Origin of the sequence: Aquabacterium sp. UBA2148, from assembly GCF_002328915.1 — a bacterium.
In the GTDB taxonomy this organism is placed as follows: domain Bacteria; phylum Pseudomonadota; class Gammaproteobacteria; order Burkholderiales; family Burkholderiaceae_C; genus Aquabacterium; species Aquabacterium parvum.
On record NZ_DCXA01000132.1, the window covers coordinates 1 to 12,975 of the forward strand.

Below are 12,975 nucleotides of genomic sequence, written 5' to 3' on the forward strand. Positions count from 1 at the left end.
GGGGCACGCCCCGGGTCAGCTCGTGGATGCGCTTGAGCGCCTTGCGCTCGAACAGGCTGCCGCGCTTGAGCCCGGCTGTCTCCAGACGGTGCTGGATGTACTGCGCGGTTTCTTCTTCGGACAGCGCGTCGAGGTGGTAGCGCGCGATCACGCGCTGCGCCAGTTGTTCCAGCTCGGGCTGGGCCAGCATCTGGCGCAGCTCAGGCTGACCGATCAGGATGATCTGCAGCAGCTTGCGCTCGCTGGTCTCCAGGTTGGTCAGCAGGCGCAGCTGCTCCAGCACCTCAGGCGAGAGGTTCTGGGCCTCGTCGATGATCAGGACGTTGTTCTGCCCCACCGCGTGGGTTTTGAGCAGGAACTCGTTGAGCGCGTCGACGTGGGCCTTGAGCGAGGCCTCGGGGCCACCCGGCAGCGGGATGCGGAACTCGTCGCAGATGCTTTGCAGCAACTCGCCCGTGCTCAGCTTGGGGTTGAAGATGTAGGCGACGTTGCAGCGCCGGGGGATTTGCTCGAGGAAGCAGCGGCAGACCGTGGTCTTGCCGGCCCCGATCTCGCCGGTCAGCAGCACGAAGCCCCCGCCACCGCCCACGCCATAGAGCAGGTGAGCCAGCGCCTCGCGATGGCGTTCGCTCATGAACAGGTAGCGCGGGTCGGGCGCGATGGAAAACGGCGCCTGCTTCAGGCCGAAATGCGACGCGTACATGGCGGCCAAGCATACCCGCCCTGGCGGGCGCTTCATGCCCTGAAAAAACCGGTGTTGTTCAGGCCTGTGCCAGCCAGCGCTGCACCAGCCTCACCCACAGGGTGGCGCCCAGGGGCAGCAATTCGTCGTTGAAGTCGTAGCTGGGGTTGTGCAGGGTGCAGGGCCCCAGTCCGTGGCCGCCCTCGCGGTGGGTGCCATCGCCGTTGCCGATCACGAAGTAGGCGCCCGGCTTGCCTTGCAGGAAGTAGCTGAAGTCCTCGGCGCCCATGGTGGGCTCGAACTCCTGCACCCGGCCTTCGCCCACCAGCTCGACCATGACCTGCCGCACGATGGCGGCTTCGGCCGGGTGGTTGACCGTGGGCGGGTAGTTGCGGCTGAACTCGAAGTCGGCCTCGGCGCCATGGGCGGCGCACAGGTGGCGCGTGATCTCGCGCATGCGGTTTTCGATGAGGTCGAGCGTCTCGGTGGTGAAGGTGCGCACCGTGCCCTGCATCACCACCGACTCGGGGATGACGTTGGTGGCTTCACCCGCCTGGATCATGGTCACCGAGATGACGCCGGTCTCGACTGGGCGCATGTTGCGCGTGAGGATGGTCTGAAAGGCCTGCACCAGCTGGCAGGCAATGGGCACGGGGTCGATGCCCAGGTGCGGCATGGCGCCATGGCAGCCCTTGCCGCGGATGGTGATGTGGAACTCGTTGCTGGACGCAAAACAGGGCCCGTTGCGAACGGCGAACGTGCCCACCGGCATGCCCGGCCAGTTGTGCATGCCGAAGATCGCGTCCATCGGGAAGCGATCGAACAGGCCGTCCTTCATCATCTCGCGCGCGCCGCCGCCGCCTTCTTCGGCTGGTTGGAACACGAGGTAGACGGTGCCATTGAAGTCGCGCGTGGCGGCCAGGTGGCGGGCGGCCGACAGCAACATGGCGACGTGGCCGTCGTGTCCGCAGGCGTGCATCTTGCCGTGGTGGCGGCTGGCGTGGGCGAAGGTGTTGTGCTCGGTCATGGGCAGTGCGTCCATGTCGGCGCGCAAGCCGATGGCCCGCTTGCCAGGACGCCCCTGGATGACGCCGACCACGCCGGTCTTGCCCAGCCCCCGGTGCACCTCGATGCCCCAGTTCGCCAGCGTGCGTGCCACCAGGTCGGAGGTACGCTCTTCTTCGAAGCAGAGTTCGGGGTGGGCGTGGATGTCGCGCCGGATGGCCCGCATCGCCTCCGCGTCGTCAAGCAGTTCGGGCAGGACGTTGTGGGCAGCAGCGGAGGTCGCGGTCATGGGGCGGAATCGTTCATGGCGAGGCCTTTGATCTTACTGCGGCCACCGCGCCCCTGTCGGGTGCATGGTGGCTGGTATGGGGCTTGCTGTATCCGCGCCCATGCTTGAATCTGCTGTTTTGGATAAGGGCCTGGCCGAAGCTGTCAACATGTTGTGGCTGGTGGTGGCGGGCGCATTGGTGTTCTTCATGCAGGCGGGTTTCGCCTTCCTTGAATCGGGCATGGCCCAGGCCAAGAACACCATCAACGTGATCATGAAGAACTACTGCGACATGTGCTTTGGCGCGGTCGCGTTCTGGCTGGTCGGGTACGGCCTGATGTTCGGGGCCAACCACACAGGCTGGCTGGGCACCTCGGCGTTCGCGCTGCAGGGTGTGCCGGAGTCCCAGTACGGTGGGCTGTTCTTCCAGATGATGTTCGCGGCCACCTCCGCCACCATCGTCAGCGGCGCCATCGCCGAACGCGCGCGCTTTTCGGCCTATGTCATTGGCTCGGTCTTCATCACGGCGCTGATCTACCCGGTGTTCGGGGCCTGGGCCTGGGGTGGGGCGCATGGCGGCGAGGGCTGGCTCAAGCAGATGGGTTTCATCGATTTCGCTGGCTCGACCGTGGTGCACGCCATAGGAGGTTGGGCCGCGCTGGCGGCGCTGCTGGTGGTGGGCCCCAGGCTCGGTCGATTCGGGCCGGACGGGCGCCCGCGCGAGATTCAGGGGCACAACCTCACCCTGGTCGCCATGGGCGCCTTCATCCTCTGGCTGGGCTGGTTCGGTTTCAACGCGGGCAGCACCATGTCGGCTTCCGTCAGCCTGGGGCGCATCGCGCTGAACACCCACCTCGGCGGTGCAGCCGGCGCCATCGGCGCCATGCTCACCATGGCCCTGCTGCGCAGCAAGCTGATGATGACGCTGACGCTCAATGGCTCGATCGCCGGGCTCGTGTCGGTGACGGCTGGCTGTCATGTCATGGAGCCTGGGTTCGCCGTGCTGGCTGGTTTGCTTGGCGGCGCCTTGAGCGTGCTGGTGGCCCCTTTGCTCGACCGCCTGCGGGTGGACGACGTGGTGGGAGCGGTGTCGGTTCACGTGGTGGGCGGCGTCTGGGGCACGTTGGCGGCGGGCCTGTTTCGCAGCGGCCACCTGTTCGACCTGTCGCAGTTGGGCGTGCAGGCGCTGGGTTGCCTGGCAGCGTTCGTGTGGGGGTTTGGCGGGTCTTTGTTGATGTACTGGCTGCTCGACAAGTTCGTGCCGCTGCGCGCCTCGACCCTCGATGAGCAACGGGGGCTGGACTTCAGCGAGCACCACGAACTGGGCTATCCCGAGTTCCAGCAAGAGGCGGTTCACCGTGGGGTGCAGCATGGCTGAGCAGGACCTGGCCGTCGAAGCCGTTCAGCAGGTGCTGGTCGCCTACCTGGAACCGGAAGCAGCCAGGCAGGCTGCTGCCTTGTGGCAACCCTTGTCGGCCACACCGGCTGGGCCACCCAGCCTGGCGGGACTGAGTCGCTATTGCCGGTTGGTGGCGCAGCAGTTCAACCTGCAAGGGCGCGAGGCTGAAATCCACCTGCAGATCATCCGCTCCTTGCAGCGCGTGGCGTCTGGCAGGCCAGCTGCGCCAGTGGTGGCGCCGGTTGCCCCCAGCCACGATGCGCGAGTCGTGCAGGTCATCATCCACGCGATGGAGCGCCACGTGGAGCGGGCGCTGGGCCCTGCTTTCCTGGCGGTGCGTTGGCGCCAGGGCCTGGCCCACCACGTCGGCCAGTCACGCCTGAGCTCTGCTGAACAGCAAAGGGCGCTGAGCTGGATCCACGCGCATGGCGCGAACCTGGTCGGCGAATGGCCGGCCCGGGGTGTGGGCACCCGCTTGATCAACGCGGCCTACGTGGTGCTGGCGCAATGGCTGGGGCCCGTGCAGGCCGATGCCTGCCTGACGCGCATCGTGCGCGAATGCGAGCAGAGCGCAGACGCCTCGCTGCACCGGGTCAGAACATACTTATAGTGGCGGCTTTGGCTTCGGCGCCAGATCCGCGCCGCCCCCGAGGAGTGACCATGAGCGACGTCAACTACCAGCAATCGCACACCCTGGGCCTGGACAAGGCTCGCACACTGGCCAAGGAGTGGGTTGCCAACGCGGCCAGCCAGATGGGCCTGCAGTGCGACTACCAGGAAGGCGCCGATCAGGACACCGTTTCCTTCGAGCGCATGGGCGTCAAAGGCACGATGCTGGTCTCGGGCACCGATTTCGACCTGAAGATCAAGCTCGGCATGATGATGGCGGCCTTCAAGCCGATGATCGAAGCCGAGGTCAGCAAGAGCCTGGGGCGCATCATCGAGAAGGCCAAGGGCCAGGCCTGAAGCCTGGCTCAAGCACGGGGCGCGCCCCAGCCATCGGCGGCTGGGCGCCCCGCCTGAATCACTTCTTGAGCGACTCGATCAGGTCGATGTAAGCCTGTTTGGCGGCGTCCTGGGACTTGCCCTTGAGCTCGGCCCAGGCGTCGTATTTGGCGCGGCCGACAAAGTCCATCATGCCGGGGCGATCGCCCTGGACATCGCCCACGCTGCCTTGCTTGAAGAGCGAGTAGATCTTCAGCAGGGTGTTGTTGTCGGGCTTGGCGGGCAGCAGCTTGGAATCGGCCAGGGCCTTCTCGAATTGAGCTTGCAGGTCGGACATGTCGGTCTCCTAGTTGTGGAAATGGGGCAGTGCGCGTCCGGTTGAGGTCACCGGTCTGGCGGTGCGTCGGATGTTAGCGCCCGTTGCACGCCCGGCGAAGACGCCGCCCCCTCAAAACAGGGCCGCAATGCCCCCTGTCCGGCGCCATTTCTGCCCCCTCCGTACAATCTGCCGCTCCATGAGCGCCGTTTCTTTCCAACAAGTCACCAAGACCTTCTCGTCAGCCGGACGCGAGGTGCGGGCCCTTCAGGGGGTCAGCTTTGACATCCACTCAGGTGAGTTTTTTGGCTTGTTGGGCCCCAATGGCGCCGGCAAGACCACCCTCATCAGCATCCTTGCCGGCTTGAGTCGGGCCACCTCGGGCCGGGTCACGGTGCAGGGGCACGACGTGGTGAGCGATTACGCCCAGGCCCGCCGCGCGCTCGGCGTGGTGCCGCAGGAGCTGGTGTTCGATCCCTTCTTTTCGGTGCGTGAAACGCTGCGCATCCAGAGCGCCTACTTCGGCCTGCGCCGCAACGACGACTGGATCGACGAATTGCTGGCCAACCTCGGCCTGACCGACAAAGCCGATGCCAACATGCGCCAGCTCTCCGGTGGCATGAAGCGGCGCGTGCTGGTGGCCCAGGCCCTGGTGCACCGCCCGCCTGTGATCGTGCTCGACGAGCCGACCGCCGGCGTGGACGTCGAGCTGCGCCAGACGCTGTGGCAGTTCATCGCCCAGCTCAACAAGGCGGGTCACACCGTGCTGCTGACCACCCACTATCTTGAAGAGGCCGAGGCCCTGTGCCACCGCATCGGCATGCTCAAGCAGGGGCAACTGGTGGCGCTGGACCGCACCTCGGCCCTGCTGGCTGGCACCGCCTCGACCATGTTGCGGTTCAAGACCGACACGGCCTTGCCGGCTGAGCTGGCCGCTCGCGCCCGTGTCACGGGCCGCATCGTTCAACTGACAGCGCACGACGCCGCCGAGGTCGAACAGAGCCTGGCGCTGCTTCGTCAAAGTGGTTGCGCCATCGAAGACCTCGAGATCGGCCGCGCCGACCTGGAGGACATCTTCCTGGCCATCATGCAGGGGCGCCTGACGCCGCCGCCACCAGCCGTGGCCGGCCCGACAGCGGGGGGCGCTGCATGAACTGGCTCGCATCTTTCCAGGGCGCTCGCCCGCTGTTCGTCAAGGAAGTGCTGCGTTTCTGGAAGGTCAGCTTCCAGACCGTGGGCGCCCCCGTGCTCACGGCTGTGCTCTACCTGCTGATCTTCGGGCACGTGCTCGAGGACCATGTCCAGGTCTACAAGGGCGTGGGCTACACGTCCTTCCTGGTGCCTGGCCTGGTGATGATGTCGGTGTTGCAAAACGCGTTCGCCAACAGCTCCTCGTCGCTGATCCAGAGCAAGATCACCGGCAACCTGGTGTTCGTGCTCCTGAGTCCGCTGTCGCATCGCGCGTGGTTTCTGGCCTACGTGGGGGCCTCGCTGGTGCGGGGCCTGCTGGTGGGGGCGGGCGTTTGGTTGGCCACGCTGTTTTTCGCGCCGCCGCAGTTCGCCCAGCCGCTGTGGGCACTGGCTTTCGGCCTGCTGGGTGGCTGCCTGCTGGGCTCGCTGGGCCTGATCGCCGGGCTGTGGGCCGACAAGTTCGACCAGATGGCCGCCTTCCAGAATTTCATCATCCTGCCCATGACCTTCCTGTCGGGCGTGTTCTATTCGGTGCACTCGCTGCCGCCGTTCTGGCACGGCGTTTCGCGCCTGAACCCCTTCTTCTACCTGATCGACGGTTTTCGCCACGGCTTTTTCGGCCAGAGCGACGTCAGTCCCTGGCTCAGCCTGGGCGTGGTCGGTGCGGCCACTGCTTTGGTCGCAGCGCTGGCCTTGCACCTGCTGAAGACCGGCTACAAGATCCGACATTGAGCGCCTCGATCAGCCTCTGGGCGCGCCCACTGCAACCCGATTCCCGCACCTTTTAACGAGTCCGCCATGGCCAATCCCACGCCTGACCAAGTCCAGCAGTACATCGCCGCCGGCCTGCCCTGCGCCCACCTCAGCGTCGAGGGCGATGGCCAGCACTTCTTTGCCACCATCGTCTCGGCCGAGTTCGAGGGCAAGAATCGGGTCGCCCGGCACCAGCGGGTTTACCAAGCCCTGGGCGATAGAATGCGCGCTGAGATCCACGCCCTGTCGATGAAGACCTTGACGCCGACCGAGTGGTCGCAACAAGGTCCGCAGGCCTGATCCTTTCCTCGACGAATTTTTGCATGGCGCATCGTCACCCGCGGTCGGGTGGCCGTGCGCCCATTGTGTTTCATGGACAAACTCCTGATCCGCGGCGGTCGCCGCCTGCAAGGCGAGGTCACCATCTCTGGTGCCAAGAACGCAGCCCTGCCTGACCTCTGCGCCACCTTGCTGGCCGCCGAGCCCGTGACGCTGCACAACGTGCCCCGCCTGAAAGACGTCGGCACCACGCTCAAGCTGCTGGGCAACATGGGCGTCAGCCACGTGGTCGACGAGCTCGACGCCACCCGCATCACGCTCAACGCCGCCGACGTGCACACGCCCGAGGCCCCGTACGAGCTGGTCAAGACCATGCGCGCCTCCATCCTGGTGCTGGGTCCTCTGCTGGCGCGCTTCGGTCGCGCGCGCGTGTCGCTGCCCGGTGGTTGCGCCATCGGCTCGCGTCCGGTCGATCAGCACATCAAGGGGCTGCAGGCGATGGGTGCGGAGATCACCGTCGAGCATGGCTACATCGAAGCCCGCACGCCGCTGGGCGCCAACGGCCAGCCTGGTCGCCTCAAGGGCGCTCGCATCACCACCGACATGGTCACCGTGACCGGCACCGAGAACCTGATGATGGCCGCCACCCTGGCCGAAGGCGAGACGGTGCTGGAGAACGCCGCGCAAGAGCCCGAGATCGTCGACCTGGCCAACCTGCTGACCGCCATGGGCGCCAAAATCGAAGGCGCCGGCACCCACCGCGTGCGCATCCAGGGTGTCGAGCGCCTGCACGGCCTCACGGCTGACAACGCCCACCACATCATCCCCGACCGAATCGAGACCGGCACCTTCCTGTGCGCCGTGGGCGCCGCCGGTGGCGACGTCACGCTGCGCCGCACCGACGCCGACCAGCTCGAAGCCGTCATCGAGAAGCTGCGTGAGGCCGGTGTGCAGATCGACATCGGCGAAGGCTGGATGCGCGTGGTCGGCAACGGCCGCCCCAAAGCCGTGGGCTTCCGCACCAAGGAGCACCCAGGCTTCCCGACCGACATGCAGGCTCAGTTCATGGCGCTTGACTGCATCGCCGAAGGCACGGCGGCCATCCACGAGACCATCTTCGAAAACCGCTTCATGCACGTCAACGAGCTGATCCGCCTGGGCGCGAAGGTCGAGGTCGACGGGCACAGCGCCATCGTCACCGGCGTGCCGCGCCTGTCCGGCGCCATCGTCATGGCCACCGACCTGCGGGCCTCGGCCAGCCTGGTCATCGCCGGCCTCGTGGCCGAGGGCGAGACCCTGGTCGATCGCATCTACCACCTCGACCGTGGCTACGACCGCATGGAAGAAAAGCTCCGAGGCATCGGAGCCGACATCGAACGCGTCAAGGAAAGCGCTTGAGCATGATCACCCTCGCTCTGTCCAAAGGCCGCATCTTCGAAGAGACCCTGCCGCTGCTGGCTGCCGCCGGCATCCAGGTGCTCGAAGACCCTGAAAAGTCCCGCAAGCTGATCCTGCCGACCAACCGCGACGACGTGCGCGTGGTGCTGGTGCGCGCCACCGACGTGCCCACCTACGTGCAGCATGGCGGCGCCGACATCGGCGTGGCTGGCAAGGACATCCTCATCGAGCACGCCGGCAGCCTGGACGGCAGCGACGGCCTGTACCAGCCGCTGGACCTCAACATCGCCAAGTGCCGCATGAGCGTGGCCGTGCGCGCCGACTTCGACTACGAAGCCGCCGTCAAGCAAGGCGCCCGCATCCGCGTGGCCACCAAGTACACCAGCATCGCGCGCGAGCACTTCGCCAACAAGGGCGTGCACGTCGACCTCATCAAGCTGTACGGCTCGATGGAGCTGGCGCCGCTGACCGGCCTGGCCGACGCCATCGTCGACCTGGTCTCCACCGGCAACACGCTCAAGGCCAACAAGCTGGTCGAGGTCGAAGAGATCATGCAGATCAGCTCGCGCCTGGTGGTCAACCAGGCCTCGCTCAAGCTCAAGCGCGAGGCGCTGCGCAGCCTGATCGACGCCTTCGACTCGGCCATCCCCGCCTGAGCAATCAGGTCGGGCGTGCTGGCCACAGCGGCGCGCTATCGACACCATCGAGACAAGCCATCACCCGGACGACCCGCTCAAAGCGATTTCTGAGATCCTCAGGCCATGACAGTTCAGATCCGCCACCTCGCCACCAGCCAGCCCGACTTCGATGCCGCCTTCCAGAAGGTGCTGCACTGGTCGGCTGAAACCGACACGGCCATCGAGCAGCGCGTGGCCGACATCCTGGCCGATGTGCGCACCCGGGGCGATGCCGCCGTGCTCGAGTACACCGCTCGCTTCGATCACCTGCCGGCACAAGGCATGGCCGAACTGGAGCTCACCCAGGTCGAGCTCAAGGCCGCCTTCGACAGCCTGCCCGCCGTGCAGCGCGAGGCCCTGGAGAACGCCGCCCGGCGCGTGCGCAGCTACCACGAGCGCCAGAAAGAGGCCTGCGGCCTGAGCTGGCAGTACCGCGACGAAGACGGCACCTTGCTGGGCCAGAAAGTCACCCCTCTGGACCGCGTCGGCATCTACGTGCCTGGCGGCAAGGCGGCCTACCCGTCGTCCGTGCTGATGAACGCCATCCCTGCCCACGTGGCCGGGGTGGGCGAGATCATCATGGTGGTGCCCACGCCCAAGGGCGAGAAGAACCCGCTCGTGCTGGCCGCCGCCTACGTTGCTGGCGTCACCCGTGCCTTCACCATCGGTGGCGCCCAGGCCGTGGCCGCACTGGCCCATGGCACCGCCACCGTGCCCAAGGTGGACAAGGTCACCGGCCCGGGCAACGCCTACGTGGCCAGCGCCAAAAAGCACGTCTTCGGCACCGTCGGCATCGACATGATCGCCGGCCCCAGCGAGATCCTTGTGCTGGCCGATGGCTCCACGCCGCCCGACTGGGTCGCGATGGACCTGTTCAGCCAGGCCGAGCACGACGAGCTGGCGCAAAGCATCCTGCTCTGCCCCGACGCTGCCTATATCCAGAAGGTGCAGACCGAAATCGACCGACTGCTGCCGACCATGCCGCGCGCCGACATCATCCGCGCCTCACTGCAAGGGCGGGGCGCGTTGATCCTGACGCGGAGCATGGAAGAGGCCTGCGAGATCAGCAACCGCATCGCGCCCGAGCACCTGGAGGTGTCGAGCAACGAGCCCCACAAGTGGGAGCCGCTGCTCAAGCATGCCGGTGCCATCTTCCTGGGCGCCTACACCAGCGAATCGCTGGGCGACTACTGCGCCGGCCCCAACCACGTGCTGCCCACCTCGGGCACGGCGCGCTTCTCGTCGCCGCTGGGCGTCTACGACTTCCAGAAGCGCTCCAGCCTGATCGAGGTCAGCGAGGCCGGCGCCCAGGTGCTGGGCAAAATCGCCTCCGTGCTGGCCCATGGCGAAGGCCTGCAGGCCCACGCCATGGCCGCTGAGTTCCGACTGAAAAAGTGATCTCCCCCACACGCACAGCCATGAGCCTGCTCGACGTCTTCCGCCCCGATGTGCTGGCCATGCACGCCTACCACGTGCAGGACGCGGCCGGCTTCATCAAGCTCGATGCGATGGAGAACCCCTTCACCCTCCCGCCCGAGCTGCAGGCCAAGCTGGGCGAGCGGCTGGGCAAGGTGGCGCTCAACCGCTACCCGGGCACCCGCATCAACGATTTGCATGCGGCCTTGCGTTCCCACGCCGATGTGCCTGCCGACATGGGCCTGGTGCTGGGCAACGGCTCCGATGAGCTGATCTCGCTGCTGTCCGTGGCCTGCGCCAGGCCTGGCGCCGTGGCCCTGGCGCCGGTGCCCGGCTTCGTCATGTACGAGGCTTTTGCCAAGCAGACGGGCATGAAGTTCGTTGGCGTTCCGCTGACCGCCGATTTCGAGCTCGATGGCCCCGCCATGCTGGCCGCCATCCGCGAGCACAAGCCGGCGCTGACCTACATTGCCTACCCGAACAACCCGACCGCCAACCTCTGGGACAGCGCCGTCATCGAGCAGATCGTCCAGGCCGTGTCGGCCAACGCCGAGGGCGGTCGCCCTGGTCTGGTGATCATCGACGAGGCCTACCAGCCCTTCGCCAGCCAGAGTTTCATCGCTCGCTTGAAGGCTCACCCCAACGTGCTGCTGATGCGCACGCTTTCCAAGTTCGGCCTGGCCGGCGTGCGCCTGGGCTACATGATGGGCCGCGCCGACCTCATCGAGCAGGTCGAGAAGGTGCGCCCGCCCTACAACATCAGCGTGCTCAACACCGAGGCGGCCCTGTTCGCCCTGGAGCATGCCGACGAGTTTTCCCGCCAGGCAGGGCTCATCAAATCCGAGCGCGAGCGCTTGATGGCCGCCCTGGCCGCCATGCCGGGTGCCAAGGCCTTCCCAAGCGAAGCCAACATGATCCTGGTGCGCGTCAACGATGCCGCTGGCGCCTTTGCCGCCCTCAAGGCGCGGGGCATCCTGATCAAGAACGTTTCCGGCCTGCACCAATTGCTGGCAAACTGCGTCCGTCTGACCGTTGGCTCGCCGGCGGAGAACGACGCGCTGATCGCAGCCCTCACCGAGGTCCTGCGCGAACCCCTGCGAAACCCCCAAGCATGAACGCCCCCACCGCCGGCAATGCCTGTGCTCCGCGCACGGCCGAAGTCACCCGCAACACCGCCGAAACCCAGATCACCGTGCGCGTCAACCTCGACGGCAACGGCACGGCCAAGCTGCACACCGGCATCGGCTTCTTCGACCACATGCTCGACCAGATCGCCCGCCACGGGCTGATCGACCTCGACATCCACGCCGTGGGCGACCTGCACATCGACGGCCACCACACCGTTGAAGACGTCGGCATCACCCTGGGGCAGGCTGTGGCCAAGGCCGTGGGCGACAAAAAAGGCCTGCGCCGCTACGGCCACGCCTACGTGCCGCTGGACGAGGCCCTCTCGCGCGTGGTGGTCGATTTCTCCGGCCGTCCGGGTCTGACCATGCACGTGCCTTTCACCTCGGGCAGCATTGGCGGCTTCGACACCCAGCTGACCTTCGAGTTCTTCCAGGGCTTTGTCAACCACGCTGGCGTCACCCTGCACATCGACAACCTGCGCGGCGTCAACGCCCACCACCAGTGCGAGACGGTGTTCAAGGCGTTTGCGCGCGCCCTGCGTGCCGCGCTGGAGTTGGACCCCCGCATGGCTGGCGTCATCCCATCGACCAAGGGTTCGCTGTGAGCGCTGCGTCGACCGTTGCCGCGACCGTTGCCGTGATCGACTACGGCATGGGCAACCTGCGTTCCGTGTCGCAGGCGGTGGAGCACGCTGCCAAGGACCTGAACCTGCAGGTGGTCGTCACCAACGACCCCAAGGTGGTGCACGCCGCCGAGCGCGTCGTGCTGCCAGGTCAGGGCGCGATGCGCGACTGCATGCGCGAGCTGCGCGAAGCGCATGGCGGTGACCTGTTCGGCGCCGTGCTGGATGCCGCCGCCACCAAGCCCCTGATGGGCGTGTGCGTGGGCATGCAGATGCTGCTGAACCACTCCGAAGAGCAGGACACGCCCGGTCTCGGCCTGATCCCCGGGCGCGTGGTGAAATTTCGCCTCGAGGGGCAAATCCAACCCGACGGCAGCCGCTACAAAGTGCCCCAGATGGGCTGGAACCGCGTCAGCCAGGCCCGCCACGCGGGCGCCTGGGGCGGTGAGCCCCATCCGTGCTGGGCGGGCATCCCCGACGAAAGCTGGTTCTACTTCGTTCACAGCTACCATGCGCGTGTGGACGATGCCCAACACAGCGCCGGCGAAACCGAGTACGGTGTCCGCTTTACCAGTGTCGTGGCACGGGATAACATTTTCGCCACGCAGTTCCACCCGGAAAAGAGCGCTGAACACGGCCTGGCTCTGTACCGCAATTTCCTGCTCTGGCGGCCCTGAGCAGGGCCGGGTGCCTGCGAGGGCGTCCGGCGCCGCACGCATCCTTCCCGCCTGGCCCCGCCAGGCTTCTTCGACGACTGACCCACACGCGTCCCAGCCATGCTGCTGATTCCTGCGATCGACCTGAAAGACGGCAAGTGTGTTCGCCTCAAGCAAGGCGACATGAACGACTCCACCACCTTCGGTGAGGACCCGGCGGCCATGGCCCGCCGCTGGCTT

16 protein-coding genes are annotated in these 12,975 nt (G+C 66.5%); 13 read left to right on the forward strand and 3 right to left on the reverse strand.

The features are described from left to right. Together B2W70_RS07105 and B2W70_RS07110 are read right to left on the reverse strand one after the other, a co-directional pair. Positions 1 to 703 (reverse strand): ExeA family protein (locus tag B2W70_RS07105; protein WP_286744229.1); only part of this gene is annotated, 703 nt, incomplete at its 3' end. 58 nt (positions 704 to 761) lie between these two features. Beyond that, complete coding sequence (locus B2W70_RS07110) at positions 762 to 1,913, reverse strand: M20 aminoacylase family protein (protein WP_414631036.1); 1,152 nt, start codon at positions 1,911 to 1,913, stop codon at positions 762 to 764. Positions 1,914 to 2,076: 163 nt separating this feature from the next. Between B2W70_RS07110 and B2W70_RS07115 the strand changes: the two genes are divergently transcribed. The 3 genes from B2W70_RS07115 to B2W70_RS07125 are packed head-to-tail and all read left to right on the forward strand — an operon-like array spanning position 2,077 to position 4,320. Next, complete coding sequence (locus B2W70_RS07115) at positions 2,077 to 3,333, forward strand: ammonium transporter (RefSeq protein WP_286744233.1); 1,257 nt, start codon at positions 2,077 to 2,079, stop codon at positions 3,331 to 3,333. After that, positions 3,326 to 3,964, forward strand: a complete 639-nt coding sequence (locus B2W70_RS07120; RefSeq protein WP_286744235.1) for a hypothetical protein — start codon at positions 3,326 to 3,328, stop codon at positions 3,962 to 3,964. The genes B2W70_RS07115 and B2W70_RS07120 overlap by 8 nt, the downstream gene beginning before the upstream one ends. A 50-nt stretch (positions 3,965 to 4,014) precedes the next feature. Then, complete coding sequence (locus B2W70_RS07125; RefSeq protein ID WP_286744238.1) at positions 4,015 to 4,320, forward strand: polyhydroxyalkanoic acid system family protein; 306 nt, start codon at positions 4,015 to 4,017, stop codon at positions 4,318 to 4,320. A gap of 58 nt (positions 4,321 to 4,378) precedes the next feature. On the opposite strand, the gene B2W70_RS07130 is transcribed toward B2W70_RS07125, so the two are convergent. Continuing rightward, the gene (locus tag B2W70_RS07130) at positions 4,379 to 4,636 is read right to left on the reverse strand and encodes an acyl-CoA-binding protein (RefSeq protein WP_058089394.1); all 258 of its coding nucleotides are present in this window, start codon (positions 4,634 to 4,636) and stop codon (positions 4,379 to 4,381) included. Between the two features lie 178 nt (positions 4,637 to 4,814). Here B2W70_RS07130 and B2W70_RS07135 point away from each other — a divergent pair, with 178 nt between their 5' ends. The 10 genes from B2W70_RS07135 to B2W70_RS07180 all read left to right on the forward strand — a co-directional run. Further along, the gene (locus B2W70_RS07135; protein WP_286744240.1) at positions 4,815 to 5,768 is read left to right on the forward strand and encodes an ABC transporter ATP-binding protein; all 954 of its coding nucleotides are present in this window, start codon (positions 4,815 to 4,817) and stop codon (positions 5,766 to 5,768) included. Continuing rightward, positions 5,765 to 6,538 carry an ABC transporter permease gene (locus tag B2W70_RS07140; protein WP_286744242.1) on the forward strand — a complete coding sequence of 258 codons (774 nt, stop codon included), beginning with the start codon at positions 5,765 to 5,767 and terminating at the stop codon, positions 6,536 to 6,538. The genes B2W70_RS07135 and B2W70_RS07140 overlap by 4 nt, the downstream gene beginning before the upstream one ends. A 66-nt stretch (positions 6,539 to 6,604) precedes the next feature. Then, the gene (locus B2W70_RS07145; RefSeq protein WP_286744244.1) at positions 6,605 to 6,859 is read left to right on the forward strand and encodes a BolA family protein; all 255 of its coding nucleotides are present in this window, start codon (positions 6,605 to 6,607) and stop codon (positions 6,857 to 6,859) included. Between the two features lie 72 nt (positions 6,860 to 6,931). Continuing rightward, positions 6,932 to 8,236 (forward strand): UDP-N-acetylglucosamine 1-carboxyvinyltransferase, encoded by a 1,305-nt coding sequence (gene murA, locus B2W70_RS07150; protein WP_058089390.1) that lies wholly within the window; start codon positions 6,932 to 6,934, stop codon positions 8,234 to 8,236. Between the two features lie 2 nt (positions 8,237 to 8,238). Then, positions 8,239 to 8,892, forward strand: a complete 654-nt coding sequence (gene hisG, locus B2W70_RS07155) for an ATP phosphoribosyltransferase (protein WP_058089389.1) — start codon at positions 8,239 to 8,241, stop codon at positions 8,890 to 8,892. 105 nt (positions 8,893 to 8,997) lie between these two features. After that, positions 8,998 to 10,311, forward strand: coding sequence for a histidinol dehydrogenase (gene hisD / locus B2W70_RS07160; RefSeq protein ID WP_286744249.1), 1,314 nt, complete (start codon positions 8,998 to 9,000; stop codon positions 10,309 to 10,311). A gap of 20 nt (positions 10,312 to 10,331) precedes the next feature. Then, the gene (gene hisC, locus B2W70_RS07165; protein WP_286744250.1) at positions 10,332 to 11,444 is read left to right on the forward strand and encodes a histidinol-phosphate transaminase; all 1,113 of its coding nucleotides are present in this window, start codon (positions 10,332 to 10,334) and stop codon (positions 11,442 to 11,444) included. Further along, a complete protein-coding gene (gene hisB, locus B2W70_RS07170) occupies positions 11,441 to 12,061 on the forward strand; it encodes an imidazoleglycerol-phosphate dehydratase HisB (RefSeq protein WP_058089387.1) in 621 nt (206 codons plus the stop codon). The genes hisC and hisB overlap by 4 nt, the downstream gene beginning before the upstream one ends. After that, entirely contained in the window at positions 12,058 to 12,756 is a 699-nt protein-coding gene (hisH, locus tag B2W70_RS07175; protein WP_286744253.1) for an imidazole glycerol phosphate synthase subunit HisH, read from the forward strand. Before hisB ends, hisH begins: the two co-directional genes overlap by 4 nt. Before the next feature lie 99 nt (positions 12,757 to 12,855). After that, the coding region (locus B2W70_RS07180) for a HisA/HisF-related TIM barrel protein (protein WP_286744256.1) at positions 12,856 to 12,975 on the forward strand (120 nt) is incomplete at its 3' end.

Coding starts and splice junctions, on each gene's coding strand:
- B2W70_RS07110 (WP_414631036.1), bottom strand. CDS start 1,913: ATGCGGGCCATCCGGCGCGACATCCACGCCCACCCCGAACTCTGCTTC.
- B2W70_RS07115 (WP_286744233.1), top strand. CDS start 2,077: ATGCTTGAATCTGCTGTTTTGGATAAGGGCCTGGCCGAAGCTGTCAAC.
- B2W70_RS07120 (WP_286744235.1), top strand. CDS start 3,326: ATGGCTGAGCAGGACCTGGCCGTCGAAGCCGTTCAGCAGGTGCTGGTC.
- B2W70_RS07125 (WP_286744238.1), top strand. CDS start 4,015: ATGAGCGACGTCAACTACCAGCAATCGCACACCCTGGGCCTGGACAAG.
- B2W70_RS07130 (WP_058089394.1), bottom strand. CDS start 4,636: ATGTCCGACCTGCAAGCTCAATTCGAGAAGGCCCTGGCCGATTCCAAG.
- B2W70_RS07135 (WP_286744240.1), top strand. CDS start 4,815: ATGAGCGCCGTTTCTTTCCAACAAGTCACCAAGACCTTCTCGTCAGCC.
- B2W70_RS07140 (WP_286744242.1), top strand. CDS start 5,765: ATGAACTGGCTCGCATCTTTCCAGGGCGCTCGCCCGCTGTTCGTCAAG.
- B2W70_RS07145 (WP_286744244.1), top strand. CDS start 6,605: ATGGCCAATCCCACGCCTGACCAAGTCCAGCAGTACATCGCCGCCGGC.
- murA (WP_058089390.1), top strand. CDS start 6,932: ATGGACAAACTCCTGATCCGCGGCGGTCGCCGCCTGCAAGGCGAGGTC.
- hisG (WP_058089389.1), top strand. CDS start 8,239: ATGATCACCCTCGCTCTGTCCAAAGGCCGCATCTTCGAAGAGACCCTG.
- hisD (WP_286744249.1), top strand. CDS start 8,998: ATGACAGTTCAGATCCGCCACCTCGCCACCAGCCAGCCCGACTTCGAT.
- hisC (WP_286744250.1), top strand. CDS start 10,332: ATGAGCCTGCTCGACGTCTTCCGCCCCGATGTGCTGGCCATGCACGCC.
- hisB (WP_058089387.1), top strand. CDS start 11,441: ATGAACGCCCCCACCGCCGGCAATGCCTGTGCTCCGCGCACGGCCGAA.